Below are 25,314 nucleotides of genomic sequence, written 5' to 3'. Positions count from 1 at the left end.
CGTACCCTCGCCGCACCCCCTCCCACCTGCGAATCCTCGTGCTAGGAGGAGGCCGGATCGCCCCTCGTTTCGGCGGCCCCCTGAGCTGGGCGAGGCGGCGTACTTCAGTGCAGGCCTGAACGTGTCGGCCGCGGTGCGGGTCCAGCAGTTCCCGCCCCCTCCGGAAGCCGTTGCCTCCGGTGACGGTACGTACGGCGCGCACGCACCGCTCATCGGGCCGTTCCGACGACGCAGCAAGCCGTTCTTCCGTTACACGGCGCCGGGGCCGTTCGGCGTCGCCGTCGAAGAGGCGCGGGAACATGCTCGCTGGGGTGCCGGCTGTCCCGCGAGGAACCGAAGCGGTGCGCGGCGCCGGTCCCGGCCCCGTGGCGTCGGCCCTCGATCCCGGCGGACTGGCCTGGCTGGCGGACAGGCAGGCGGGCGGCCTCGGTGCCGGCTACCGCTTCGTCCTGGTCGAAGGCGTGGATCCGGCTGAGCTCCCTGGGCGCATCGGTACTGACAGGGAGGGTTCCTGCACGAGCCCGTGACGCAACGGGATGTGGACGGATCCTCCTACAGCCCGGACGCTGATCGGACGGCTCGGCCGGCTGTCAGGGAGGGGACGGAGCGAGTCAGGGGGCCGGAGCCAGGAGCTACTCACGGAGGTTTCAGCCGGCGACCGCGCGATCCGTGCTCACCTCGTCGTGTCGGCCGGGTAGGCGTACACCCGGAGCGGATCGAGGTGCAGTTCGTAAGGGCCCATGCAATCGGCGGCCAGCGTGGCCACGAGGGTCCCGCACGGGCATGCCATGTTGCGGCCTCCGGTTCCGAGTGGTCCGCAGCAGCCCTGGTGGATGCCCAGGGGACTGGTCAGCCGCAGGCCGGGGACGTCCTCCGGGTGCACGATCGCGGAGTCCTTGGGACCTGCGGACACCATGCCGGTCATCTGGGGCGGCATGAGAAGAGCGCGGCTCTCCTGCACATCTACGGCCGGGGAATCCGGTGCCGCGAAGGGAGCGCCCCAAGGTTCGGGGTCGATGGCGTAGCTGCCGCGCGGGACCGTCGACGGCGCGGGCCGAGTCGTGCTGTCAGCGCTGGGGCTCACGGCGACATCGGGGACGGCCGGAAGTTTCCGCAGGTCCGGGGTGAGCTCGGCGCCGCACTTCGCGCAGTAGAAGACCGTCACACCGACAGTTGTATCCCACTCACACGGTCTGCTCAGCGTGTGAGCCAGCGTACTTCGTACGGGGCGAGGGACAGTGGCTGTCCGTCGACTTGGGCTGCTGCCTGGCGGCGTTCGGTGTTGACGACGAGTACGGCTGCGTCGTCGGCCAGGACCTGGATCCTGGTGCCCGGCTCCGTGGTGGCGTCCACATCTCGGAAGGCGGTGCCCGGGGGGAATTCGTGGGCGAAGCGGTTCAGGAGACGGGACATGGGGAGGCCTTGGCCGCCATCGCGGAGGTGGGTGCTGCTCCACAGGCAGCCCGGGCAGTCGTGTCCGGTCTGCTGCGGGTTCCAGTAGAAGGCGGCTGACGCGCCGCTCGCCGCCAGGTGCATCAGCGCGGTGGCCTGCACAGCGGTGCGGTGACGCTCGTGCCAGCCGTCACGGCCGCCGGGCCGGTAGTCTTCGGCAGGCGGTTCGACGTACCACTCGGCCCACCACACGGGAAGCCCGGTGACGTTCCTCAGCCAGCGGGTGACGTCGGCGAACTTCTCGGTGGCGGCGAACTCGTCGGGGATCGTCTCGTGGCCCTCGCGGGTGTAGCTGGACCCGTCGACAACGACGAAGTCGGCGCCTGCCTTGTGCCTGTTCCAGTAGTGGATGACGTCGGCGGAGCGCTGGTCGAGTTCGCCCCAGGGGCCGCGGAGTTCGGGCGAGCGGTCCTCCCGGTCGTCGGCGGGCGGGTCGTGGTCGGCCACTACGTAGGGGCCTCCGACCAGGTTGTCCGGGCTCTGTTTCTTCAGTTCCGCGTAGACGAGGTTGTACAGCTGGGTGTACCCCTCGTAGTTCCAGCGGCGCTTGCGCTCGTCGTAGAAGCCCTTCAGTTCGTTCCATACGAGGAAGTGCTTGATGTCGGGGTAACGGCGGGCGATCGTGCCTGCGAGCCGGGCGAAGTCACCGTAGTGCCGGCGGTCGGGAGCGGTCTCCAGGCGGGACCAGTCGGTACGTCCCTTCCGGCCGCCCTTCATCCAGTCGGGGGCGCCGCACAGGGTGAGGACGGGGGTGGCGCCGGTGGCTCGCATCAGGGCGACGCGCTCGTCGAGGGCTTCGAAGTCGTACCGCCCGGGCGCCGGTTCGGGGTTTTCCGCGCCCCAGCCCATGATGTGCTGGTTCTGCGGCTGGGGCCGGGCCGAGAGCAGGGCGCCCGCCTTGCGGGTGGCCTCCGGTTCGCCGTGGTCCGCGCTGTGCTGGGTGTGGGTGAAGCCCCAGCCCGGCTGGGCAGCCGGTGGTCGTCGGCCGGCCTTCGACGGGCCGCCGCCGCCCGGCTTGCCCGCGGCCGTCGCGAGCGGCAGGGCCGCGAGGGCCAGCGCGCCGCACACGCCGAGCAAGGGAAAGGAAGCCGGCCTCCGTCGCCGTAGCGCCGTACCGGACATCACCGACCATGCCGCGTCAAGTCGCCCCACGACATCCAATACTAGGCGCATAGCCTGGAATGCGTGCCCGTGCCGTCCCGCTCATACGGCCCTGTTCTGCCATGCGGTGATTCGTCTGATGATGAGGATGACCAGTGCGCCGGCCGCCACGTCCAGCGCCGTGAGGAGAGTGGACACGTTCGCGTTGCTCAGTACGTCCTGCTCGGTCTCCAGATGCGAGGCCAGACGCCACTGCACCGGCTTGACGAGGGTGGCGGCCACGAACATCGCCCACCAGGCGTTGACCAGGGTGGCGGGGGCAGGCCGCCGGGGAGCGCTGGTCTGCCAGATGTCCGACACGACCTGGTACGGGTACCACAGGTTGGCCACCGGGGCTATCCACGCGCCCACCACCCAGCCCCGGGAACGGCGGTGCGCAGCAAGGCCGCCCAGCAGTTCGGCGTTGATCCGCGCCCGCCACAGCCAGATCAGGAACGCCACGCCGGCCGCGATCCACGCCGGGAGCGTCGGCCAGGTCACCAGCGCCGAGAAGGAGTCGGCTGCGTCCAGGTCCGCCTCTGTCGCCGTACCGGCCAGGTAGTCGCGGATGACGAAGTAGTCGCGCCAGTTGGCCGCCGATACGAGTATCTCGCGCACGAGCTCCAGCAAGATCAATATTGTTGCGGTGGCGGCCGCGCCGGATACCGGTCTCTGCCGCTGCGTGGCGGCGCCGGCAGGTATTGCAGGGGTGCCTTGCTGCGGGCTGTCCATGGATCCTCCGAGAGAGTCAGGTCCTCTTCAGGTTGTCGAGGCGGACAAGGTTGTCGAGGTGGATGGGTGGATGGGCGGATGGGTGGATGAGGCGGACAAGTGCGAGCACGATCAGGAGTACGACACGGCGGCTGTGCCCGGGGGACGGGTTTCGGGGCGGCTACCAGAAGCCGGCGAGTTGCAGTGCCCGGTACGGCAGGGCCAAGGCCCCGAGCGCGAGGCATCCTTTGCCCAACGTGACCAGCATCCCCATGTCGGCTCGCATGATGACCGCCCGCCTGCGCACTCCCGCGGACGCCAAAGCCGACTTCATGGCGCGGGCCACGTGGCGCGTGGGCGTCATCACCGTCATGGGCACGAGAGACGCCTGGTAGGCGCGGCGCACCCGCCCGCCGCGCGGGGGCGTCGCGCCGGCAGCGGGCTCCACCGGGCACACGTGCGGCGTCCATCCGGGTCCGAAGGCGATGGCGGCAGAGATCCAGGGGTCGCCGTCGCCGGCCGGCGTCTCGCCCAGCCGGGAAGGTACTGGCAGGAGCTCGTCCAGCCGCTCGGCCACACCCGCCCTCCGGCCCGGCACCAGCAGGACCACCTTGTGCGCGGGGTGGCTGGAAACGGCCTGCTCGAGCTCCCACCACAGGCCCTCACCGAGGCCCACGCTCAACACGATGAGCTGGGACAGTTCCATCAGCCGGAGGATCACCGGCTGCCAGTCGTCGAGCGGCAGGTAGAACCGCGCCGCCCCCAGGCGCGGCAGCGGCTCCCCCGGCTTGCCCACCGCGATCACGGGGCCGAAAGCGCCCAGCACCACGGCGAGTTGCTCCTCCCGCGAATGGATGTTGAGGTTCGGCCCGTCGTCGACCTGCGCCGCGCTGTGGTCGTCGGCGAAGCTGCGCAGATAGAGCACGGGACGGCGGCCGTCGGCCGGCAGGGCGCGGACCGCGCCGCGCGCGGACCGCGGGCGCGAGTAGCGCAGGACCAGGAATCCCGCCCCCAGCGCGGCCAGTCCGCAAGGCAGGAGGAGCACTTGCGCCACCAGCGGCATCTTGTAGCCCTGTCGCTGGGCCATACTGACCGCGAAGAAGCCTGCTGTGAACAGGGCGTACCCGGCTCCGCTCGCCGCCACGAACACCGGCCGGCGCCACCGTGGCTGACGCGGGGCGAACCGGCCGACCACCTCGACGATCTCCGCGGCGCCGGCCTGACGGCGGTGCCGCAGCCACAGCGCCGGCGCGACGAGCGCTGCGGCGGCCACCGTCCACCACAGTGTGACCGTGCCCCACGAGCTGACGTCCCGGTCGAGCGCTGCCTGATCCCCTCCGACGTACGCGGTCAGGTTGCTTGCGCTGGCACGGGCGGCGTCGACCTCACCCTTCTCGGTGTGACGGACGGCGGCGGAGACCGCGTAGCGGCTGTCCCCTCGCGGGGCGTTGTCCTCGAACCAGGCCCCGGTCGCACGGATCTCAGCGTGCGCGGACGCGTCTCCCCCGGCGTAGCGGTTCAAGGCAGTGACGAAAGCGGCAGCCTGCTCCGGGGCGCCGCGGAAGTCGTCACGGTCCCGCAGTTCCGTGCCCAGGGAGATCGCCATGTGCAGCGCGATGTAGACGGTGACGACCGCGGCCGCCGTGATCAGCCGGGCGAACGCCCGTAATCCCGAGGACACCCCCAGTACCCCCCTGGCCCCCACCGGACGCCGATGTCATGTCCGGGTCAGGCATAGTATTACCATGGCGCACCGCGGGCCGTGGCCGGTTCCCAGGTACGCGAGAAGGATCGGCACGCGCTCCGCCGTAACCGCTCGGCTCACCGCAAGTGCCGGAGGAAGACGTCGTCTGCCCCATTGGTGTCCTTGGGCACGAGGTTGCCGGCCCCGCTGTCGAACACCACCGTGCGCCCGGACAGGTCGACGCCGAAGTTCAACGAGAACTCGTTCGCCTGAGTCCCGTCGGACGCGACATTGGCGCGCTCCGTCGCACCGGTCCGCAAGTCGCGCACGAAGACGTCCTCCTTGCCGTTGGTGTCACCCGGAACCAGGTTGGACGCACCGGACGTGAAGAACGCGTACCGGTTGTCGGCGCTCATGGCCACGCGCCCGTAGGACATGCCATTGGCCTCGGCCCCGTCGGCCGCCACGCTGAGCCGCCGGGTGACGCCCGTGCGGAGATCCGTGGCGAAGGCATCCGCGGTGCCGTTGGTGTCGCCGGCGACGATGTCGCTGTTGGCGCTCATGAACAGCGCGTAGCGCCCGTCCGGGCTCAGACCGATGTCAGTGAGAACCGCTACCTTCGATCCGGTGAGGGAGTGCGCGGCCAGTTCGGTGCGGCCGGTACGCAGCTCGTGCGCGTAGAACACGCGGGCCCGCGGCCGCGCCAGCAGATCCTTGTCGGCGCCGGCCTGCGGGACCAGGTTCGATGCCCTGCTCTTGAACCCGATGCGGCTTCCGTCCGCGCTGATCACCGGAGAGACGGACTCGCCGTCCCCCTGCGTGCCGTCGGAGGCGACGCTGACGCGTTTGACGGTCCCCCGCCACCGGTCCTTCACGAACACGTCCCGCGCGTTGTTGGTGTCCCCGGGCACCAGGTCGCTGCGAGTGGAGAGGAACGCGACATAGCGGCCGTCCGCGCTGATCGATGGTTCGCTGTTGTCGACGCGGACCTGCTTCGGAGCTCCGATGAGGATTTCGGTGCGCCTGGTCCAGCGGTCACGTACGTACACCTCGGTACTGCCGGTGGGGTTGCCACCCGGTACGAGGTTCGTCGCGTCCGAGCTGAAAACGACATACCGGCCGTTGCCGCTGAGCACCGCGTCCCACGTCGAGCCGTCGGCCGGCGTGCCGTCGGTGGCCACCGCGACCCGCTCGATCCTGCCGGTACGCAACTCCTTCACGAACGGGCCGCCCTTCCGGGAGTCGCCGGGGATCAGGTTGTCAGCCCCCGAGCTGAAGACGACCACGCGGCCATCGCCGCTGATCTTCCCCTGCCCCGACTCGCCGTTCGCCTCCGCGCCGTCGGCGGTGACGCTCACCCGCTCGGTCCGTGCCCGGTGCCCTTCCGTCGCGGCGGCCGCCGGCAGCACCGTCGCGCAGGTTCCTAAGACAGCCGCCACGACGGCCGTTCGTCTGAGATGGCGCATGCGACTCCCCTTGCCTGAGGCGATGGTGGCGTACGGGCCGGATGGTGGTGCACGAGCTGAAGGAAGCCAACAGCCTTGCGAGGCGCGTGGTCAACGAGGAGGAGCCGGCTCCGGCTCGCACCAGCCCTCGGTTTATTTCGCGCCTAAGAGGCTTGACGTTGAACAACTGGGCGTGTTTTTCTTTCAACGTCAAAAGATCTACCCCTGAAAGACCTTCGGGGGGTCCGCACAAGCCCTGCGCCCTGCGCCCTGCCCACGCGGCCCGACTGTTCCCACACGACTCACCTGAGGACCAGAAATGACGACAGCAGACCGTGGAAACCTGAAGCTCTCATACTCCGACGGCCGACCGGCCACCACCGGCATCGAGGCCGTCAACCGCGTACTGCGGGCGGTGGGCGTGCGCGTCAGCCGGATTCCCGTTCCCACGGAAGCCCACCCGATCCTGGAGGCATCCAAGGACCGGGCGCTCTCGGAGGAGGAAGGCACGGAACTGATGTCGCTGTTCAGCATGCACCGGGGGCAGTTGGTGGAGCAGATCGAGCTGGCCGGCCGCCGTCCGGAGACCCACGGCGGCGGGTTCCTGAACACCTCCGAGGCCGGCGTTCCCCCGTACCCGAAGGTGTACGACATGAAGGCGATGGACGCCGACGCCCTGCACGCCGTCCAGGCGCGCTTCGGCAGGCTCCACGTGAACAGCTCTGACCACGGCGTCGGCGTCGACGAAGTGATGACGGTCGTCTCCGGTGGCCCGTGGACGTGGTTCTACCGGTTGCCCGACGGCGTGATCGCCAAGCTGTCGGTGGGCGCGGTCGAGACCGGCGATCCGGCCTGGCGCCTGAGCTACCCCGGCCTGGGCCCCCACGGCGCCTTCCTCGACGCCGGGCACGGCTTGATCGTGGCCTACGTCCACGGCCCTGAGAAGTTCGTCATGCGCTACGAGGAACCGAGCGTGGACGGCGCACAGGTGCTGGGCACGAACCCGTGGATCGACTTCAGCGGCGACGCCCCGCGGCTGCTCGAGGAAGTGACGGCACACTGAGCTTGGCGTCCGGCGTCCGTAGACGTGACATAACAGACGCTCCGCGCCGGTCCGCTCACCATGCGATGACTATGATCCGGGCCGCGGAGGTATCCAAACCGGTGGGGCCCAAGGGGATTGAGTGAGCTGCCATGGGCAGCGTCCTACCACCGGCACGCGCTGCCTCCCTGCCAGCGCTTAGCCCGCCCCGCGTGAGCTGCCGGCGGCGCGCAGGAAGTCCTCGGCGACCGCGCAGTGCAGGGCGACTCCGGCGGCCAGCGCCTCCTCGTCGTAGAGGACACGGTCGGAGTGGTTGTCCGGGGCCGTACCCGGCACGCTGCCGGGTGGGCAGGCGCCCAGGAACACCATCGCGCCGGGCACGCGTTGGAGGACGTAGGAGAAGTCCTCGCCGCCCATCGTGGGGTGGGGGAGCTCGTGCACGCGGGAGGGGCCGAGGGCGGCAGCCGCCGCGTGGCGCACCACTGCTGTGAACGCGGGGTCGTTCTGCACGGTGGGGTAGCCCTCGGGGAGTTCGATGTCGGCGATCGTGCCATGGGCGGCGGCCACTCCCCCGGCCACGCGCGCGATGCCCTCGCGCACCGTGCGGCGGCTCGCCTCGGAGAGTGTGCGGTACGTGCCGGACAGCTCCGCCGTCTCCGGGATGACGTTGAACGCGCTTCCCGCCCGGACCGTGGTGATCGTCAGCACCGCGGGCTCGAAGATTCCGACGGTCCGGGTGATCATGGTCTGGAGGGCCTGGACGATCTCGCAGGCGACCGGGACCGGATCGAGTACCCGGTGCGGGCCGGCCGCGTGCCCGCTCCGGCCCCTGACGGTGATGCGTACCAGGTCGGCGGCGGCATACTGCGTGCCCGGCCGGACGTGAACGGTGCAGCTTTCGTTGCGGGCGTTGATGTGCAGGGCGAACGCCGCATCGACCGCCGTGCCGTCGGCCAGGGTGAGCAGCCCCTCCTCGATCATGGGGAGGGCCCCGCCGCCGGTCTCCTCGGCGGGCTGGAACATGAACACCACCCGCCCCGCCAGCCGGTCCCTGCGGGCGCTGAGCAGCCGCGCGGCGCCCGCGAGCATGGCCGTGTGGGCGTCATGACCGCATGCGTGCATGATCCCGGGCACTTGGGAGGCGAAGTCGAGGCCGGTGTTCTCCTGCTGCGGCAGGGCATCCATGTCCGCGCGGAGGAGCAGGGTCCGTCCGGGGCGCCCGGTGTCGAGCACGGCCACGACCGAGCTCAGCTGCCTGCCGAGCGTTACCGCCAGGCCCAGGCCGTCGATCGCCTCCAGTACCGCCTGCTGGGTACGGGGCAGGTGCGCGCCCGCTTCCGGAACGCGGTGGATACGGCGCCGCAGCGCCACGACATCGGGCAGCAGCTTCCGCGCCTCGGCCAGGAGACCGGAGTCCTGAGGGCCCTGGGAGTTCTGGGAGATCTGCCGGACAGAATCGTTTCCATCGATCGGCACGTGCGCCTCCACTACCTATGGGGCGTTCTCCAGTGCAGGATGCGGCAGCATTCGCCGCTGCTACGAGACCACAGCCGCGTCGGCGGCCTGTCCGCTTACCGTTCGGGACAGGCCGCCTGCGCCTAGCAGAGCCGCGTTACAGCGCGCGCTCCAGGCGGTCCGCCATCAGCTTGACGAAGCGGGCCGGTTCCTTCGGCTGGCCGCCCTCGGCGAGTACGGCCAGGCCGTGCAGGAGCTCGGCGGTCTCGGCGAGCTCCGCGTGGTCCTCGCGCTCCTTGTACGCCTGGTTGAGGCCCTTGACCAGCTGGTGGTCCGGGTTGAGTTCCAGGATGCGCTTGGCGGTGGGCACTTCCTGGCCCATCGCCCGGTACATGTTCTCCAGTGCCGGGGTCAGATCCTGCGCGTCGGAGACGACACAGGCCGGGGAGACGGTGAGGCGCGAGGAGAGACGTACCTCCTTGATGTCCGCGTCCAGCTGCTCCTTCATCCAGCCGAGCAGCCCGGCGTACTCCTCGGTCTGCTTCTCGCGCTCGCCGTCGGCAGCCTCCTCGTCCTTGGGGTCGAGGTCGATCTGCCCCTTGGCGACGGAGCGCAGCTTCTTGCCCTCGTACTCGCCGACGGCGTCGGCCCACACCTCGTCGACGGCGTCGGTGAGCAGCAGCACCTCGATGCCCCGCTCCCGGAAGGCCTCCATGTGCGGGGAGTTCTCGATGCTCTGCCGGGACTCGCCGGTCAGGTAGTAGATGTCGTCCTGCCCGTCCTTCATCCGCTCCACGTACTGCTTGAGCGTGGTCGGCTCGGTGTCGTGGTGCGTGGTCGCGAACGACGCTACGGCGAGGAGGGCGTCGCGGTTCTCCGGGTCGGTGACCAGGCCTTCCTTCAGGACGGTGCCGAACTCCCGCCAGAGCGTGGCGTAGCGGTCCTGGTCCTTGGCCATCATGTCCTTGACCGTGGACAGGACCTTCTTCGTGAGCCGTCGCCGCATCATCTCGATGTGGCGGTCCTGCTGGAGGATCTCGCGGGACACGTTCAGCGAGAGGTCCGCCGCGTCGACGACGCCCTTGACGAAGCGGAGGTACGGCGGCAGCAGCGCCTCGCAGTCGTCCATGATGAACACGCGCTTGACGTACAGCTGCACGCCGCGCTTGGCGTCCCGCGTGAACAGGTCGTGGGGGGCGTGGGCGGGCAGGAACAGCAGCGCCTGGTACTCGAAGGTGCCCTCCGCCTGGAGCCGGATCGTCTCCAGCGGGTCGCGCCAGTCGTGGCCGATGTGCTTGTACAGCTCGTGGTACTCGTCGTCGGACACCTCGTCGCGCGGGCGCGCCCAGAGGGCCTTCATGGAGTTGAGCGTCTCGGGTTCGGGGGTCTCGGCTTCGGCCGCCTCATCCCCCTCGCCCGCTGCGGCAGGGGCAGCGGCCGGGGACTCGGGCAGCATCCGGACGGGCCAGGTGATGAAGTCCGAGTACCGCTTGATGATCTCCCTGATCTTCCACGGGGAGGTGTAGTCGTGGAGCTGGTTCTCCGGGTCGGCCGGCTTGAGGTGGAGCGTGACCGAGGTGCCCTGCGGGGCGTCCTCGACCTTCTCCAGCGTGTACGTGCCCTCGCCGCGCGATGCCCAGCGGGTGCCCTCGCTCTCGCCCGCGCGCCGGGTCACCAGGGTGACCTCGTCCGCCACCATGAAGCCGGCGTAGAACCCGACGCCGAACTGGCCGATGAGCCCTTCCTCCCCGGCCGCGTCCTTGGCCTCCTTGAGCTCCTGGAGGAACTTCGCGGTGCCCGAGTTGGCGATCGTGCCGATCAGGCGTCCGACCTCGTCGTACGACATGCCGATACCGTTGTCCCGCACGGTGAGGGTGCGGGCCTCCTTGTCGACGGCGATGTCGATGTGCAGGTCGGACACGTCGGCGTCGAGCGAGTCGTCCCACAGCTTCTCGAGGCGTAGCTTGTCCAGCGCGTCGGAGGCGTTGGAGACGAGCTCCCTCAGGAAGACGTCTTTGTTTGAGTAGACCGAGTGGATCATCAGCTGGAGCAGCTGACGGGCCTCTACCTGAAACTCAAAAGCTTCGGCCGGCATGTTCGCGAATACCTCACAGGTCCTGTTGCCAGATCTGGATGGAAGACACTGTAAAACACCATGTCAGGACAGTGGCCGGGATGTGGGAGGGGTGGCTGGATCCGGACCCGCCGGCGCTGCCCGGCTCAGGGCTCGGGGACGGCCAGACCCGTCTGCCAGGCCCACGCCGCGATGCCGACGCGATTGGCGCTGCCGAGACACGGGTGAGGTGCGCGGCGCCGGGCCCCGCGAGGAGCCGGGTCAGCTCAAGGCCGTCGATGCCGGACATGCGGATGTCGGCGAGGACGACGTCCGGCCGCAGTCTGCGGGCGAGTTCGAGGGCGCCGGTGCCGTCGACGGCCTCACCGTGGCGACCGGACCGGTGGCGGCGGAGGAGAACCCTTCGACCAGGCCGGTCAGCCGGTCCACGCCCGGCAGGGGCTCGACGAGGGCTGCCTCGGAGCGGATGGCTCCGGATCCGTCCGCAGGGGCAGCGCCGGGCCCGTTCGTCCGGGCGGTCCCGGCTCCCTCCGTCCAGGCGGTGCCGGAACCGTCCGCGAAGTCACTTCTCGGTGAAGAGGAGTTCCTCGGAGGGATGCGTCATCCTCACGGTCTCACCGTTGGTGATCTCGACGACGTTGTGCAGGCCGGTTTGGAGGGGAGCCGACGTGTCGGAGGCCGAGGTATCGGCGGCCGACAAGATACGGAACTTGTCCGCAGCCCCGCCCAGGTACGCGGGGAAGCAGGCCAGCGAGGTGTTGCCGAGCGAGAGGTACTCCTTCAGCCGGCGGAACAGTTTCGGAAGGATCACCGCGTCATCGGTGATGGAGGACATCCCGGTGATCTTCGCGCCGGTGAGGGTCACGTCGCCCAGCGAACCGCTCGTGGTGTTCCACACGCCCTTACCGGGGTCGGCCTTCGCCTGCTGGACGGCCGCGGTCAGCTCGCCGCGCAGATCCGCGGGCAGACCCGCGTAGAACGTGGGATACGCCAAACCCTCCGTGAGCAGGTGGTGATTAGCCGTCTTCTTCAGAAGTCCCGTCTTCACCTCGATCTCGTAGCCGCTGGGCCCCGGCGGGGCGCCCCGGCCGATGAGTGCCACGCAGCGGCCGAAGACGTCGGTGCCCCGGGTGAGAAGGAAGCCCGGGACCGTATCAGGAGTGGCGGAGATGTTCTCGTGGCCATTGCTGGGATCGAGGGTGCGCCGGATGTCGCTGAAGCCGAGCCACGTCAGCAGCGCGTCGGTGGCGGCATCGCCGAACTTCCGTGGCTGACGTACCTCCGTCCCGTAACTCCCCGAGTAATGGGTCTCCAGCGCGTCGATGCCTTCGAGGCGTACATCGACGTGGCCGTCCCTCTCCGGCTCCAGTTTCTGGCGTCCGCGGACGAGCTTCCACTCGCCCACGTAATCCGGAATGAACGGGACGGTGTCCCCGTCAGGCCTGGTGCGGCCTGAAAGATGGAATGCCCCCTTGATCAGCAACATCGGCATAGCAAACCCCCATGAACGCCGGAACGCCGGAACAGGCCGCATACCTCGCCCAGTGCTTCGCCAAGAAGCACTTCGCCAAGCACCCGCAAGGCGGTCACACCGAGGAAAACCCGGTTCATTACCATGCTGCGACCGGCACGGCACGTTCGCCATCCGAGAACCGGGCCAGGAGCAGGGGGTCTCAGCTCACGGCGCGCTTCACGAGCTCGGCTATGCGCGCCTCCACCTCGGGCGTCACCGCCGTCAGGGCGAACCCGGCCGCCCACATGGGGTCCTCGTCGAGCTTCGCCTGGTCGCTGAATCCGAGCGTCGCGTAGCGCGCCTTGAACTTCTCTGCGCTCTGGAAGAAGCAGACGACCTTGCCGTCCAGCGCGTACGCGAACTGCGGCGCGCCGCCGCCTTCAGCTCCCGGGCGTGGTCTTTCATCGCGGCCCGCTCCTCGGCCGTGAACACCTCGAACGCGCTGTTTCCGGTGCTGCTCATGACGGAACTCCCCCTTGAGGACCTTGTGTGCCGAACCTTGAAAGGAACCCTAGCCCTGCCCACTGACATTCGACCGGCGTCTCCTCAGGTGCCGGGTCGGTGAGCCGCTCGCCCCTTCCTCGTGGCGTCCTGGGCAGGGAGACGTTGGAGCCAGCGGGTGCGGGCGTTCTGGGCGTCCTGGGTGAGGGCCGCTTGTGGGGCCAGGCTGTCGAAGCCGTGGTAGGCGCCGGGCCATACGTGCAGTTCGGCCTGGCCGCCGGACTGCCAGATCGCGTTGGCGTAGGCCACGTCCTCGTCCCGGAACATGTCGGCCGAGCCGACCTCGACGTAGGCCGGGGGGAGTCCGGAGAGGTCCGTGGCGCGGGAGGGGGCTGCGTAGGGCGGCAGGTCGGCAGTGCCGTAGCGCTCGCCCAGCAGGGCCTTCCAGGCGGTCGCGTTGGAGGTGAGGTCCCACGTGCCCAGGCCTGTCATCTGGTGGCTGGAGAAGGTGCTGTTGCGGTCGTCGAGCATGGGGCACAGCAGCAGTTGTCCCAGGGCGCGGGGACCGCCGCGGTCTCGGGCCAGGAGGGCGAGGGCCGCGGCGAGTCCGCCGCCGGCGCTCTTGCCTCCGATGACGATGCGGTCCGCGTCGATGTCCAGTTCGGCCGCGTGGCCGGCCGCCCAGGCCAGTCCGGCGTAGCAGTCCTCCAGGGGCTGCGGGTACTGCGCGTGCGGCGCCAGCCGGTACTCGACCGAGATGACGGCCAGTCCCAGCGGCAGGGCCCACTCGCGGAGCATCCGCGGAAGCACGGACCAGGCGTTTCCCATGATCATTGCGCCCCCGTGCATGTAGTACAGCAGCGGCAGCGGGCCGGCGAGCCCGGACGGTCGCGCGCTCACGAGCGTGACGTCCGGTCCGTCCGGCGGCCCCGGCACGCGAAGCTCCTCAACCTCGAAACGGCCGTCGGCGCGCAGGGCCTCGGTCGTCGGTCTGGGCCGGGTAGCAGCATCCCGCTCTTGCCGGGCCTGGAGGTTGTCCGGCGTGAGGGGCTCCCTGGGCTCCTTGCTACCGGGCCTCAAGGCATTCAGCACGGCGTCCAGTTCGGGGTCGAAAGGGGGCACCGCCTTGGGCTGCGAGGCGCGGCCGGCATTCATGATCCGTCCTCCGGTCGGACGGCCGGCCATCGTTCCTCGCAACCGTCGGCACAGCTCGCCTGTGCGTACGTGCGCCGGGAGAGTATTCGCTTGAAGCCCATACGGCGTAGCCAACCACACCGCCCGACGGCAACCACACCATCCGACGGCGCTCTCACCGCCCTCCGCACGCGGGCCCGGAACCTCCCGACGCTAGTTGGCCGTCGCCGCCGGCTCCACCCGTAAGGGCGTGATCATCTTCATAGGTCACAACCGCCGAACCGGGGGTAAAAAGAACGGACCGCTGGGTCCGTTTTTGTAGGTGCGGGTCGTCGTGACGTCGATGTCGGTACCGCACGAAGCAGGGGGCCGGCAGTGGTCGCTGGTTCGCGTTCGCTGGAGTCTTGGCCCCCTCGTGCGGTGCCCGGACCGTACGGAAGGCACACATGACAGACCATATCGTCACCCTGGGCTGGCACCGCAACGGCCTCCTCACCGGCAGCGCGGCGCCCTGTGTACGCGTGCCGCACGCCCTGGCTGCCGGCCGCGGGGAGTCCGTGCGGTGGTGCGCATGAAGCGATCCCGTACGGCTGAGGCCGGGGAGATCGCCGGCGACGGCCGTCCGCTGAGTTCCCGGCAGCTCACCGCGCTGGTGGTGGCGCGGGCGACGAGTTGCGCGGGCTTCTTCGCCGTGCTGCCCTACCTCGGGCTGTGGCTGGTGGACTCCCGCGGCCTGACCGGGGCCGACGCCGGCCTGGTGGTGGGCGCCTCGATCCTGGCGAACCGGGCCGGCGGGGTGCTGCTGGTGCCCCTGATCCACCGCCTGGGCCTCAAGGCCTCGGTCGGCGCCGGATATCTGGGGGCGGCCCTCGCGTTCGCCGTGCTCGGAGCGGGTCTGCGCCTGCCCGCCTACGGCTGGCTGGTGCTCGCCGCGCTGGCCGGACTGTCCCTGGCGATGGCGACAACGGCCATGAAGGCCCAGGTCGCGGCGTTCCCGCCCGATCAGCGGCTGCGCGGGTTCAGTTACCTCAACATGGCCGTCAACGCCGGTTCCGCGGTCGGACCGGTCATCGGCGGCGCCCTGCTGGAGTGGCACGCCGGCTGGCTGCCGCTCGCGGCGGCGGTACTCGACCTGGTGGCCCTGGCCGCGGTGCCCGCGCTGCCGGGCGCGTGGCGGGCCTCCGAGCCTGCGCGGCAGGCCACCGGCGACGACGGCGAGAAGGACCGGGGCCGGTGGCTGCCGCAGCGTCCCTTCGTGGCCTTCTCGCTGCTGGTGTGCGGCACGTGGGTGGCCTACGCGCAGGTCTTCGACGTCCTTCCCGCCTACCTCGGCGACGCCATCAGCACCCGCGACCTGGGACTGGTCTTCACCCTCAACGCCGTCCTGGTGGTGGCCTTGCAGGTGCCCGTGTCCGCGTTGTCCCGCCGGGTGCTGAGCCGCCCGCACGCAGGCTTCGGCCTCCTGTGCACCACGGCCAACGTGATCCTCGCCGCCGCAGTGCTGCTGTTCGCCTTCGGCCGCACGGGCGGCCTCGGGCTGATCCTCGCCGCCATGGTGCTCTTCACCCTGTCCGAACTGGTGTGGAGCCCCCTCTACGACGCCCAGGTGAGCGAGCGCCGCGGCAAGCTGTCCACCACAGCCGCGTACGCCCTCGCCGGCGTGGCATGGGGCGCCGCCGAATCGGCCGGCGCCTGGCTCGGCACGCTGCTGGTGGTCCGCCCCGGCGAGGCGGGAGTGCTGTCACCGGCGGCGGCACCGTACTGGGGTGCGGCCGCGCTCGCCCTGCTCACCGGTCTCGCCATGTCCTGGAGCGGCCGCCGTCGTACGCCCGGCACCCCGCTCAGCGGTCACGAAAGGAACTCCCCCTCCGATGACAACTCCCATAACAGCTCCCGTGACGACGCCCATGACGTGGATATGCCTGCTCGGCCCTAGCACCACCGGAGCCCGGGCCATCGCCCTGCACGGCCACCGGCCCGTCGTGCTCGCGTCGCCGGGCGAGGCGGTACCCCGCGAAGTCACGGCCCACGCCGAGCGCGTCGTCTTCTGCGACATCACCGACCACGACGCGGTCAGATCCGTCGTCGACCGCCTCACCGCGGAGCTCGGGCCGCCGCGCCTGGTCGTCTCCTTCACCGAACACGCCCAGGAGGTCAGCGCCCGCATCGCCACCGGCCTGGGGCTCACCTCCGTCTCCCCCGCGGCGGCCGCCCACGCCCGTGACAAGGCGGCCATGCGCCGCCTCCTCGCCGACACGCCCTACGCGTGGCCGTACGCGGCCGGTACCGCCGACGAGGTCGTCGCCGCGGTACGCGCCGAACCCGACGGCGTCTGCTGGATCGTCAAGCCGGCCGACGGGGCCGGGAGCGCCGGGGTTGCGGCGCTGGAGTCGTATGCGGACCTCGAAGGGTGGCACGCGAAGGTCACGGCCAGGCAGGGGCCCCGTACGCAGGGGACCTCCGGCGAACAAGCCGGCGCGGTCCGCTACATCGCCGAGCACGCCGCGACCGGCCCCGAGTACAGCGTCGAGGCGGTCAGTGCGGCCGGACGGCACACCGTTCTGGCCATCACCGCGAAGCAGACCACCGGCAGCCCTCGTTTCGTCGAGACCGGGCACGTCGTCCCCGCTCCCCTGCCGGAGGAGGACGGTGAACGGCTGAAGGAGGCGGTGCGCTGCGTCCTGGACCGGCTCGGCATCCGCCACGGCGCCAGCCACACCGAACTGCGGCTGGACCCGGTGCACGGTCCCGTCGTCATCGAGACGCACACCCGGGTCGGCGGGGACTGCATCCCCGAACTCGTCGCACTCGCCACGGGCCGGGATCAATACGACCACGCGATAGCGGCTCTGCTCGGCGCGGAGCCTGCGCAGCCCTCGGCCCCGGCCGCGCCGGCAGCGGCCATCAGCTTCGTCACGCCCCCTGCCCCGGGCACCCTCACCGGCCTCTCCCTCGCTCCCGCGCACGGCGTCCTTCGCTGGCAGTTCGACCAGATGCCGGGCGCCGACCTCGCCGAGCTCCGCAGTTCCTACGACCGCATCGGCTACGCGATCGCCCTCGGCGGGACCCCGGCGGAGGCGATGCGGACCGCGGCCGAGGCCACGGCCGGTGTCCAGCTCCACGTCGCTGCCCCTGCGCCCTCCCTCTGACGAGCCGCCCCTGCGCCCGTCCGGTCGCCCGGTCCCGTGACGGTCGCGGTGGGGCCACCCCGGCGAGCGCAGGGAGCAGCAGGTCCTGACCTAGCGAGCGAAGCCTAGGAGGAAGCCGGCGAGAGAAACTACCGGAAGGAGAAGGGGTGCCAGAAGCATGAACTCACCTTTCACGGAGGGTGGTTGTCACCGCTGATTGCCCATGCGGACGAGCCGTCACGCGCCGTGTCCCTCGTACGGGGCCGGACGTATCGTTCCCCCGCCTCCTTGTTCGGAGCCGATGCCGTGACCGGCGGCGGCGCCGGACGCCACGCGTCTTACGCTGCACGTATGTAAAGCCCCCTCTCACCCGTTCTCGTTCGCCGACGTGTCGTGAACCGGCATGACCAAGGTGGTGAAGCTTCCCTGGTCCGCGGAGCGGACGATCACGGGCTCGGACGGTGACGAGATTTCCAGCAGTACGTCGGGGCCGACGCCGGCGTCGAGCGCCGGCAGGAGGACTCCCGGGTCGAAGGCGATGCGCACCGGCGGGCCCGTGCAGATGGCGGAGAGTGCGGAGGGCACCGAGCCGCGTGTTGCGAAGGTGAGTTGCTGCTTGTCAGTGCGTAGGGGCAGCGGCCCGTCGTGTCCGCCGGCGGCGATCACCGTGCGCAGCGCGGTCCGGTCCGTGATGATGCGGTGCCGCGCGGCCGGCAGGTTGTCGAGGATCATGCGGTAGTCCGGGAACGTTCCGTCGGCGGTCGGAAGGTCGCGTACGGCCATGTCACTGTGCAGCCGTACGCCCTGCTCGTCCGCTTCGATGCGGATTTCCGGCATACGCAGGGCCCAGGACGCGGCCTTCTTCAGCTCCTCCGCTTCCACCAGGATGCGGCACGGGGCGCCCTCGACGGCTCCGGTAGAGGCAGGCCGCAGCGCGCGGACCGACAGGCGGTAGCGGTCCGTGGCGACGAGCCGGACTTCCTGGCGGTCGAGTTCGATCAGGACGCAGCCGAGTGCCGGAAACTCCTCCCGTGCGGGAGTGGTCGCCACCGACGGGGCGACCTGGCGTACGGCACTGGCGAGCTCCGCTCCGCCGAGCCGTACCGCGGCAGTACGGTGCACACCGCCCGGCAGGTCGCGGAGGATCTCCTCGATCGCGGAGCGGGCCGACGCCGCGGTCTCGCGCGCCCGTACGGCGTGCCCTTCCAGCACCTCGCGGGCTTCCTCGTCGAGGACCACCGAGGCGTCGGTGAGCGGCATTCCGGCCTCGCGCAGCCGCCGGACCAGGACCGCCCGGGGTTCCTGGTCCGCGGCGTAGTAGCGGTAGCCGGTCGCGTCGTCCACGTGGGCGGGGCGCAGCACGTCGCAGTCGTCGTAGAAGCGCAGGGCGCTGGGGGCCAGCCCGACCCGGCGTGCGAAGGCGCCTATGTTCATCAGCGCGTCAATCTCGTCCATCTCGTCCATGGCTGCGATTTTCGGCCTTCAAGCAGCTTGAAGGTCAAACCCCGGCGCCGCGCTGCTCGCTCACGTGGTCAGAGAAGGCCGAGCGCCTTCAAGTCCGCAACGCACTTGCCGATGAATTCCGCCGAGAGTGACGGTATGGCGCCTCCGCCGACACCGGAGTCGGCGACGGCAGTGATGAACCGTTCAGCGGGCACCATGGAGCTCGTTCTCGGCTCGGTCGGGCGGGCGTACGCGCGCATCAGGGGAAGCATCGACAGCCGGCGCTGGTGATCGGGAAGGCCTCTCAGAGCCGCCTCGAAGCGGACGCGCCACTGTTCGTAATCGTCGAACCGGGTGATCGGGTGGCCCGCGCGGATGAGCCAGTCGACGATCTCGTCCAGCGAGACGTCGTCGTCGTTGGTGTTGACGCTGTTGTACGTGACATAGCCGTCGCCGGAGCCGTAGCTGCCCTGGCTCCGCGCGCTGAGTGAGGCGATCGCTTCGGCTGTGAAGTCGACGGGCAGTCCGCTGTAGTGAGCGCGCCGGCGGTTGCCGTTCGCGTCGAGCCGGTGGAAAGAGCGCGGTGCCATGCCCGTCGCGACGACGCTGAGGATCAGCCGGGTGAACCGGTCGGGCAGGTTCAGCTGTCCGGGCAGGCGGCTGTGGGCGAGGATCATGTCGGGGCGGAACACCGTGACCGGCAGGCCTGTTCTGTCGTGCGCTTCCCGGAGGAGGACCTCGCCGGCCCACTTGCTGGTGGAGTAGCCGTTCGCGTCGGAGTCGTTCAGTTGCCGTACCGGGGAGGCTGTACGGACGTCGGCCGTCTCCTCGAGGAACATTCCGTCGGGCATCATCGCGGCCGCGATGGTCGACACGTAGGCGAATGTCTTCATCCGGTGGGTGAGCGCGAGCTCGATCAGCTCGGCTGTCGCGACGACGTTCGGCTCGAAGAGCCGGCTGTACGGGAGTACGTGGTTGACGAGGGCGGCGGAGTGCACGATCCGGTCGGTCCCGGTGGCCAGCCTGTCCCAGGTCGTGCGGTCGAGGCCGAGCTTCGGCGCGGACACGTCCGCGGCCAGGACCTCCAGGTGCTGTGCCGCGACGGCGTCGAACCAGTCGGTCCGGTCCGCGGCCGCGCCGCGCAGGCACTGGAGGACGCGGTGCGCGGCGGCCGCGTCGTCGGCGCCGCGGGCGAGGACGGTCAGGCGGGCGCCCGCAGCGGCGACGCGCTCCAGCCACTGGACGGCAAGGAACCTGCCGAGGTATCCCGTCGCTCCGGTGAGCAGGACGTTGCCGGTCGCCGGCGGATCGGTACGGTCCGGTGCCTTGGGTTCCCGAAGTGTCTGCGGCGCCCGCGCCAGGACCTGCTCGCCGAGGAACCGGTCGAGGGTCAGGTCACCCGCCCTCACCTCGGTGGATCCGCGACCGTGCACCGACGCGAAGGTGGGACGGGACGTGACGGCCGTTCCTGGTGCCGCGCCGAGGGTGAGGCGGTCCGCGATGCCGGCGAGCGTCGACGTGGGGCTCAGGACGGCCTGGACCGGGACCTCGGTGTCGAATATCTGCTCAAGGACCGTCGAGAAGGCGAGCGCTGACAGGGAGTCGCCGCCCAGGTCGGTGAAGGCGGCCTCCGGCACGACCGTCGACGCGGGGTGTCCGAGGGTGATCTGGACCGCGGCGAGGACCGCGTCCAGCGGCTCAGCGCTCCGGCCGGCGGCCCGCAGTGCCGCGATCCGCCCGGCCCTGCCGTCGGCGATGTCCGCGTACCGCTGCTCCAGCTGTGCGCCGTAGCGCTCCTTGAGGGCGGGGCGCAGGAGCTTGCCGACCCCCGACAGGAGACCGTTCTCGATCGTGAAGGGCTGCGGTTCGAGGATGACGTCGTACGGGACCTCGTACGAGGCGAGGCCGGCGTCGCGGGCGAGCTCGTGCATCGAGTCGAGGATCCTTGCGCGGGCCGCGGCATCGTCGTCCGGCCCCGGCCCCGGCCCCAGCCCCAGCCCCAGCCCCGGCCCCGGCTGCTCCCGGTCCGTGACGACCACCGCCAGCAGGAACGCCTGCTCACTGCTCCCGTAGACGTAGATCTGCGAGATGTACGGGCTGGTGGCGTACAGCGCCTCCAGCTTGGACACGGCGACGAACTCCCCCTGGGAGAGCTTCACGACGTTGTTGATCCGGTCGACGTAGACCAGCCGGTCGGGTGCGAGCTCGGCGACCACGTCACCGGTCTTGTAGTAGCCGTCCTCGTCGAAGGCGCGTGCGGTGACCTCGGGCTGCTTGTAGTAGCCCTGCACCAGCCCGGCCGACTTCAGGCGGAGCTCGCCCCGGGGGTGCGGCTTGTCGGTGGCGAAGTATCCGAGCTCCGGCACGTCCACCAGCCGGTAGTCGATCACCGGGGGTCGGCGCACCTGCTGGTCGACGACGACCGGCCGGGTCGTCTCCGTCGACCCGTAGCAGTCGACGACCTTCGTGCCGAGGACCGAGGCCATGAACGTGTGCATCTGCGACGACAGCGGCGCGCTGCCGCACAGGGCGCTGACGATCCGGCCGCCGAGCATGTCGTCGCGTACCCGGGTGAGGGCGGTGGCTTCGGCGTCCGCTCGGGCGAGGCCGGTACGGGAGAGGCTGCCTGTACGAGAGAGGCGGTCGGCTTCGAGGAGGTACCGCTGGTGGACCATGTCGCAGATCCTGGGGACCAGGCTCAGCACCGTGGGACGCGCCAGGCCGATGTCGTCGAACAGCGTCGACATGTCGCTGCGCGCCGTGAAGAAGCCGATGCCGCCGGAGGCGAGGCCGGAGATCAGCCGGGCGCGGCCGTTGACGTGGCTCATGGGCATGTAGTGCAGGACGATCGTCGGCACCGGCCTGTCACTGCCCGGTGCGGCGTTCGGCATGCCGGCGCGGCTGTTCTGCCACATCCGCGTGATCATGGATGCGGTGTACATCGCGCCTTTGGGAGCGCCGGTGCTTCCGGAGGTGTAGATCAGGCCGGCCAGGCGGTCCGGGTCGCGGTCGTCATGGGGTTCCAGGGCGGGCAGTTGCCGGCCGCGGCTCAGCTCCTCCTGGAGCGACACGACGGGTGCTCGCCCGCTCAGCTTGTCGGCAGCTGTCCGTAGAGTTTCGCGGTGGTCGTCCAGGCGCGGGTCGTAGTCGAAGACGACGAGGCGTTCGATGGAGTCGGTGGCCAGGACGGCCTCGGCCGCGGCGTCGAGCGACGCGAGGCCGGCCGCGAGGATCCGCGGCTCCGTTTCGGTGAGGATGGGCGCCAGTCTCGCTGCGGACCATCCCGTGGGCAGCGGGACCGACACCGCGCCCAGGTACATGCAGGCGAGGTCGATCGTGGCGTAGTCGGTGCTGGTGAATCCGAGCACCCCGATGAAGTCGCCGGCGCGCAGGCCGCCCGGTACGCAGCCGGCCCAGGCGGCGGCGAGGCTGCCCACCTGCTGCCACAGTTCGGCGTACGTCACGGTCTCGAAGTGCGGGAGGAGTTCGGCGGTGCGGCGGCCGGTGACGGGGTCTTCGACAATGCGCTCGGCTCTCCGTCCGAGCGCCGGGCGGTCGGCATAACCGCTCATGGCGGCCGAGATGGTCCCGATGAGACTGCCGTCGGCGCGGCCGACAGCCTCGACAACGCTCGGCGACGGGGCGGCGCGGGCGAATTCGGGGTCGCCGGTGTGGAGTGCGTCGATGCGGGAGGCGATGGCGCGGTGCGCTTCGTACACGGACTGGTGCTCAGACGGGTGCCCGGAGTGCTGCTCAGCGTGGTGCTCGTTCATGCATGTCCTCCGTGGGTGAGGGAGCCGGCGCTTCGGGGCACCGGCCGCGCGGACGTCGCGGTGGCCTTGCTCTCGCTGCTCTCGCCTCTCTTGCCTCCCTTGCTTCCTTCTCTTGCTACGTGGTCCGAGGGGCTGCTGGAGCGGACTTCTGAGCGACCTGCTTCCGGCCTGCCAGGCCGATGGCCACCGCCATCAGCACGTACGCCGCCACGGCCGCGAGCGCCGGTGCGACGATGCTGTCCCCGGACTGGAGACCACCGAGCAGGGCGATGCCGATCGTGGTTCCCGACTGCCGGGCCGCCGACAGCAGCCCGCTGGCGATCGCCGAGCGGTGCGGCGGGGCCGAAGCCATGACCAGGGAGATCTGGGGGACGGTCGCGAGGCCGAAGCCGAGTCCGATGAAGACGAGCCCGATGCAGGTGCCGATCGGGGCCTGACTGCCCAGGAAGACGAGCAGCAGCCCGCCGGCCAGTGACAGGGCGACCGCGGTGACCAGAACCCGCAGGGGGCTGTGCTTGGCGTTGACGCGCCCCGCGACCAGGGGCATGAACGTGATCGGCAGCGCGGACGGCAGGAAGCACAGGCCGGTGGTGACCGGTCCGTAGCCGCGCACCTGCTGGAGGAAGACGCTGATGGAGAACACCAGGCCGTAGTAGCCGAGGAAGAGCAGGAGGCCCACCATGACGAAATTGCCGAATCCCGGGGCCCGGCGCAGGTCCTTCGGAATCATGGGGAATGCGTAGGTGCGCTGTCTGACGACGAATGCGGCGAGCGCTACGAGGGCGGTCACGTATGCCGCTACGGGCAGGGGCCGGGTCCATCCCAGTTCGCGGCCTTCGGTAAGCGCCAGCGCGACGCTTCCGAGGAAGACGATGCCGAGGAGCTGGCCGGCGATGTCCTGGCGCTCTTTCTTCGTCTCGGGTTCGCCGCGGGGCATGTGACGTGCCGACAGCCACAGGATGGCCAGGACGACCGGTATGTTGACGAGGAAAATGCTTCGCCAGCCGACCGCGGAGACGAGGGCGCCCCCGAGAACGGGACCGAATGCGACCGGGCTTCCGGCGACCGTCGCCCAGATGGCGATGGCTTTGGCTCGCTTGCCCGGGTCCTTGTAGGTGTCGGTGATCAGCACCAGGGTGGCGGGCACGAGCAGGACCGCACCGAGTCCTTGCAGGACCCGGGTGGCGACGAGTACGGAACCATTGGGCGCGACTCCGCAGAGCACGGATGCCAGCCCGAATACGCCGATGCCGATGCGGAACGCGGGGACGGAGCCGAATCGTCCGACCGCCGCGGCTCCGGCGAGCACGAGGCTCGCGAGAACGATGACGTACGCGTCGACGACGAGCTGCATCGTCGCCAGGCTCGCGTGCAGGCTGGAGCGCATCGCCGGAATCGCGACGTTGACGATGCTGATGTCGATGACGAGCATTCCGTAGCCGAGGCAGGCAACTACCAGGACGCGCCGGGGCCTTACGGGGGCATCTCTCGCGTTCGGCGTTCGGCTGTCGAGACTGGTCGAGTTCGTCATGATGCGGCCATTTCGCAGAGACAGTGGGCCTATTGATCTTGTTGCGGAAGCGTATGCACGGCGGTACTGGCGGCGTCAACCACCGAGTCATGAGGCGGACCGAATACGACCGATAAGTTCAACTCGAGGTCCTGGCATATCGGATCCTCTGATTCCATTCGGAGGCTGGTGCTCCACCAATTGGGGGGGGAGGTCACGACGCATGCCGCAACGTACAAAGAGAAGGCCGACCGCCATGAGAATCCGCACTGTCCAAAGATCCTCACGTCAAGCACGTCAGGCGCCCCGAGGTCGGCGATCTCACGCTGGTCATCGAGGTCGTGTGATTCGGCGACGACGGCCAGCGGATGACGGCCTATCAGGCTGAGCCCAGCAGCGCCGACGAGGTGGCGCTCGGGGAGCTCGCCGCGCGCTGACCGGGGCCACCGATGCCGCCGTCATCAGATGACCGGCCGCCCGAGCGAGCCAACAACCCCGCCCAAGAACTGCCGCCAAGAGTGACCAGGACGAAGCGTTCGCGCGGCGGGTCGGACGCGAACGGTCGCCATGCCATCCCGGTGTCCGCCGTGACGGCGCTCCGGGCTCGCAGAGTGATCAGGTTCTGGCTGTTGCGCAGGTGGTGGCGGTACAAGGCCCGGCTGTGCGCGTCGGCGGTACGTAGCCGTGGCGACCAGCCGTGGCCGGCGAGGTGGCCCAGGACGCCTTCGGTGAAGTGCGGGTTGCGCTCGGTCGGGAACCACAGCAGTTCCTGGCCCGCGAGGTCGTCCCAGGACAGGGCCGCGTGGTCGGCCAGCGGGTGGTCGGGGCGCAGCAGCACGCCGAGCGGCTCGTCGGCCAGGGTCAGCATGGCCAGGTCGTCGATGTCGTGGAAGACGCGCATCACCCCGAAGGCCAGGGTGCCGGTCCGCAACAGGTTGAGCTGCTGCCCGGAGTCGGCCTCGGCGAACTCGACGTCCAGGGATCCGTCTTCGGCCAGGACCCGCTCGACCCGCGCCAGCAGGTGCTCCGGAACGGTGCCGCAGACCCCTATGTGCACCGGAGAGCGCGCGTCGCGCGCCTGCACCAGCGACGACTCGATCTCGGCCAGGGCACGACCGGCGCTCGCGTACAGGATCCGGCCGCCCTCGGTCAGCTCCATCCCCTTGGGCCTGCGGTGGAACAGCTTGGCCCCGACCCGGCGTTCAAGGGCGCTGATCTGCTGGCTCAGGCTGGGCTGCGCGATCCGCAGCACCCGTGCGGCCTCCGTCATCGTGCCCTCCTCGGCGACGGCGACGAAGTAGCGGAGATGACGAAGTTCGACGCCTTGGTGGTCGTGCATGTCCGCTCCCTGCTCTCGCGATAGGTCCGA

Annotated in this window: 18 protein-coding genes and 2 pseudogenes; 5 read left to right on the top strand and 15 right to left on the bottom strand. The window is 70.1% G+C overall.

Annotated features, from left to right (window positions below):
* Positions 1-341 precede the first annotated feature (341 nt).
* Positions 342-527: a hypothetical protein gene (locus PS271_RS30745; protein ID WP_398386436.1), complete on the top strand. Its 186-nt coding sequence runs from the start codon at positions 342-344 to the stop codon at positions 525-527.
* Positions 528-673: 146 nt separating this feature from the next.
* Here PS271_RS30745 and PS271_RS30740 read toward each other — a convergent pair whose 3' ends face one another.
* From PS271_RS30740 to PS271_RS30720, 5 genes are all read right to left on the bottom strand, one after another.
* Positions 674-1,165, bottom strand: a complete 492-nt coding sequence (locus PS271_RS30740) for a hypothetical protein (RefSeq protein ID WP_398386434.1) — start codon at positions 1,163-1,165, stop codon at positions 674-676.
* A 32-nt stretch (positions 1,166-1,197) separates the two neighbouring features.
* On the bottom strand, positions 1,198-2,574 hold the full coding sequence (locus PS271_RS30735; RefSeq protein WP_398387130.1) for a xylan 1,4-beta-xylosidase: 1,377 nt from the start codon (positions 2,572-2,574) through the stop codon (positions 1,198-1,200).
* 81 nt (positions 2,575-2,655) lie between these two features.
* The gene (locus PS271_RS30730; protein WP_398386433.1) at positions 2,656-3,222 is read right to left on the bottom strand and encodes a DUF4328 domain-containing protein; all 567 of its coding nucleotides are present in this window, start codon (positions 3,220-3,222) and stop codon (positions 2,656-2,658) included.
* Positions 3,223-3,484: 262 nt separating this feature from the next.
* Positions 3,485-4,984 carry a transferase gene (locus PS271_RS30725; protein WP_398386432.1) on the bottom strand — a complete coding sequence of 500 codons (1,500 nt, stop codon included), beginning with the start codon at positions 4,982-4,984 and terminating at the stop codon, positions 3,485-3,487.
* Between the two features lie 140 nt (positions 4,985-5,124).
* Complete coding sequence (locus PS271_RS30720) at positions 5,125-6,453, bottom strand: TolB family protein (protein ID WP_398386431.1); 1,329 nt, start codon at positions 6,451-6,453, stop codon at positions 5,125-5,127.
* Between the two features lie 298 nt (positions 6,454-6,751).
* Between PS271_RS30720 and PS271_RS30715 the strand changes: the two genes are divergently transcribed.
* Positions 6,752-7,495 carry a hypothetical protein gene (locus PS271_RS30715; RefSeq protein ID WP_398386429.1) on the top strand — a complete coding sequence of 248 codons (744 nt, stop codon included), beginning with the start codon at positions 6,752-6,754 and terminating at the stop codon, positions 7,493-7,495.
* Positions 7,496-7,672: 177 nt separating this feature from the next.
* Here PS271_RS30715 and PS271_RS30710 read toward each other — a convergent pair whose 3' ends face one another.
* The 6 genes and pseudogenes from PS271_RS30710 to PS271_RS30685 form a co-directional block, all read right to left on the bottom strand.
* Positions 7,673-8,950 carry a M20 metallopeptidase family protein gene (locus PS271_RS30710; RefSeq protein WP_495656767.1) on the bottom strand — a complete coding sequence of 426 codons (1,278 nt, stop codon included), beginning with the start codon at positions 8,948-8,950 and terminating at the stop codon, positions 7,673-7,675.
* Between the two features lie 136 nt (positions 8,951-9,086).
* On the bottom strand, positions 9,087-11,024 hold the full coding sequence (htpG, locus tag PS271_RS30705; protein WP_398386428.1) for a molecular chaperone HtpG: 1,938 nt from the start codon (positions 11,022-11,024) through the stop codon (positions 9,087-9,089).
* A 196-nt stretch (positions 11,025-11,220) separates the two neighbouring features.
* A pseudogene (locus PS271_RS30700) lies at positions 11,221-11,409 on the bottom strand (response regulator); the annotation flags it as partial.
* Positions 11,410-11,565: 156 nt separating this feature from the next.
* Positions 11,566-12,408, bottom strand: coding sequence for a thermonuclease family protein (locus PS271_RS30695; protein ID WP_398387127.1), 843 nt, complete (start codon positions 12,406-12,408; stop codon positions 11,566-11,568).
* Between the two features lie 268 nt (positions 12,409-12,676).
* Positions 12,677-12,978: pseudogene (locus tag PS271_RS30690) on the bottom strand (hypothetical protein).
* Positions 12,979-13,062: 84 nt separating this feature from the next.
* On the bottom strand, positions 13,063-14,112 hold the full coding sequence (locus PS271_RS30685; RefSeq protein WP_398386427.1) for an alpha/beta hydrolase: 1,050 nt from the start codon (positions 14,110-14,112) through the stop codon (positions 13,063-13,065).
* Positions 14,113-14,537: 425 nt separating this feature from the next.
* On the opposite strand from PS271_RS30685, the gene PS271_RS30680 reads away from it, so the two are divergent.
* Genes PS271_RS30680 through PS271_RS30670 form a run of 3 tightly spaced genes read left to right on the top strand, consistent with a single transcriptional unit; the run spans position 14,538 to position 17,240 of the window.
* Entirely contained in the window at positions 14,538-14,666 is a 129-nt protein-coding gene (locus PS271_RS30680; protein WP_398386426.1) for a hypothetical protein, read from the top strand.
* The gene (locus PS271_RS30675) at positions 14,663-16,027 is read left to right on the top strand and encodes an MFS transporter (RefSeq protein ID WP_398386424.1); all 1,365 of its coding nucleotides are present in this window, start codon (positions 14,663-14,665) and stop codon (positions 16,025-16,027) included. Before PS271_RS30680 ends, PS271_RS30675 begins: the two co-directional genes overlap by 4 nt.
* Entirely contained in the window at positions 15,987-17,240 is a 1,254-nt protein-coding gene (locus PS271_RS30670; protein WP_398386423.1) for an ATP-grasp domain-containing protein, read from the top strand. Before PS271_RS30675 ends, PS271_RS30670 begins: the two co-directional genes overlap by 41 nt.
* 345 nt (positions 17,241-17,585) lie before the next feature.
* Here PS271_RS30670 and PS271_RS30665 read toward each other — a convergent pair whose 3' ends face one another.
* The 4 genes from PS271_RS30665 to PS271_RS30650 all read right to left on the bottom strand — a co-directional run bounded on the left by PS271_RS30665 (position 17,586) and on the right by PS271_RS30650 (position 25,284).
* Positions 17,586-18,683: a DNA polymerase III subunit beta family protein gene (locus PS271_RS30665; RefSeq protein WP_398386421.1), complete on the bottom strand. Its 1,098-nt coding sequence runs from the start codon at positions 18,681-18,683 to the stop codon at positions 17,586-17,588.
* Between the two features lie 68 nt (positions 18,684-18,751).
* On the bottom strand, positions 18,752-22,435 hold the full coding sequence (car, locus tag PS271_RS30660) for a carboxylic acid reductase (RefSeq protein ID WP_398386419.1): 3,684 nt from the start codon (positions 22,433-22,435) through the stop codon (positions 18,752-18,754).
* A 115-nt stretch (positions 22,436-22,550) separates the two neighbouring features.
* On the bottom strand, positions 22,551-23,966 hold the full coding sequence (locus PS271_RS30655; RefSeq protein WP_398386417.1) for an MFS transporter: 1,416 nt from the start codon (positions 23,964-23,966) through the stop codon (positions 22,551-22,553).
* A gap of 358 nt (positions 23,967-24,324) precedes the next feature.
* Positions 24,325-25,284 (bottom strand): LysR family transcriptional regulator, encoded by a 960-nt coding sequence (locus PS271_RS30650; RefSeq protein ID WP_398386416.1) that lies wholly within the window; start codon positions 25,282-25,284, stop codon positions 24,325-24,327.
* Positions 25,285-25,314 lie beyond the last annotated feature (30 nt).

Source organism: Streptomyces sp. SCA2-17 (genome assembly GCF_044336695.1).
This window is presented reverse-complemented; position numbering and strand designations above follow the sequence as displayed.

Bases quoted from the DNA above. Each gene is read 5' to 3' on its own strand.
- PS271_RS30715 (WP_398386429.1), top strand. From the start codon at position 6,752: ATGACGACAGCAGACCGTGGAAACCTGAAGCTCTCATACTCCGACGGC.
- PS271_RS30720 (WP_398386431.1), bottom strand. From the start codon at position 6,453: ATGCGCCATCTCAGACGAACGGCCGTCGTGGCGGCTGTCTTAGGAACC.
- PS271_RS30655 (WP_398386417.1), bottom strand. From the start codon at position 23,966: ATGACGAACTCGACCAGTCTCGACAGCCGAACGCCGAACGCGAGAGAT.
- PS271_RS30650 (WP_398386416.1), bottom strand. From the start codon at position 25,284: ATGCACGACCACCAAGGCGTCGAACTTCGTCATCTCCGCTACTTCGTC.
- PS271_RS30675 (WP_398386424.1), top strand. From the start codon at position 14,663: ATGAAGCGATCCCGTACGGCTGAGGCCGGGGAGATCGCCGGCGACGGC.
- PS271_RS30680 (WP_398386426.1), top strand. From the start codon at position 14,538: ATGACAGACCATATCGTCACCCTGGGCTGGCACCGCAACGGCCTCCTC.
- PS271_RS30735 (WP_398387130.1), bottom strand. From the start codon at position 2,574: ATGTCCGGTACGGCGCTACGGCGACGGAGGCCGGCTTCCTTTCCCTTG.
- PS271_RS30665 (WP_398386421.1), bottom strand. From the start codon at position 18,683: ATGGACGAGATGGACGAGATTGACGCGCTGATGAACATAGGCGCCTTC.
- PS271_RS30685 (WP_398386427.1), bottom strand. From the start codon at position 14,112: ATGAATGCCGGCCGCGCCTCGCAGCCCAAGGCGGTGCCCCCTTTCGAC.
- car (WP_398386419.1), bottom strand. From the start codon at position 22,435: ATGAACGAGCACCACGCTGAGCAGCACTCCGGGCACCCGTCTGAGCAC.
- htpG (WP_398386428.1), bottom strand. From the start codon at position 11,024: ATGCCGGCCGAAGCTTTTGAGTTTCAGGTAGAGGCCCGTCAGCTGCTC.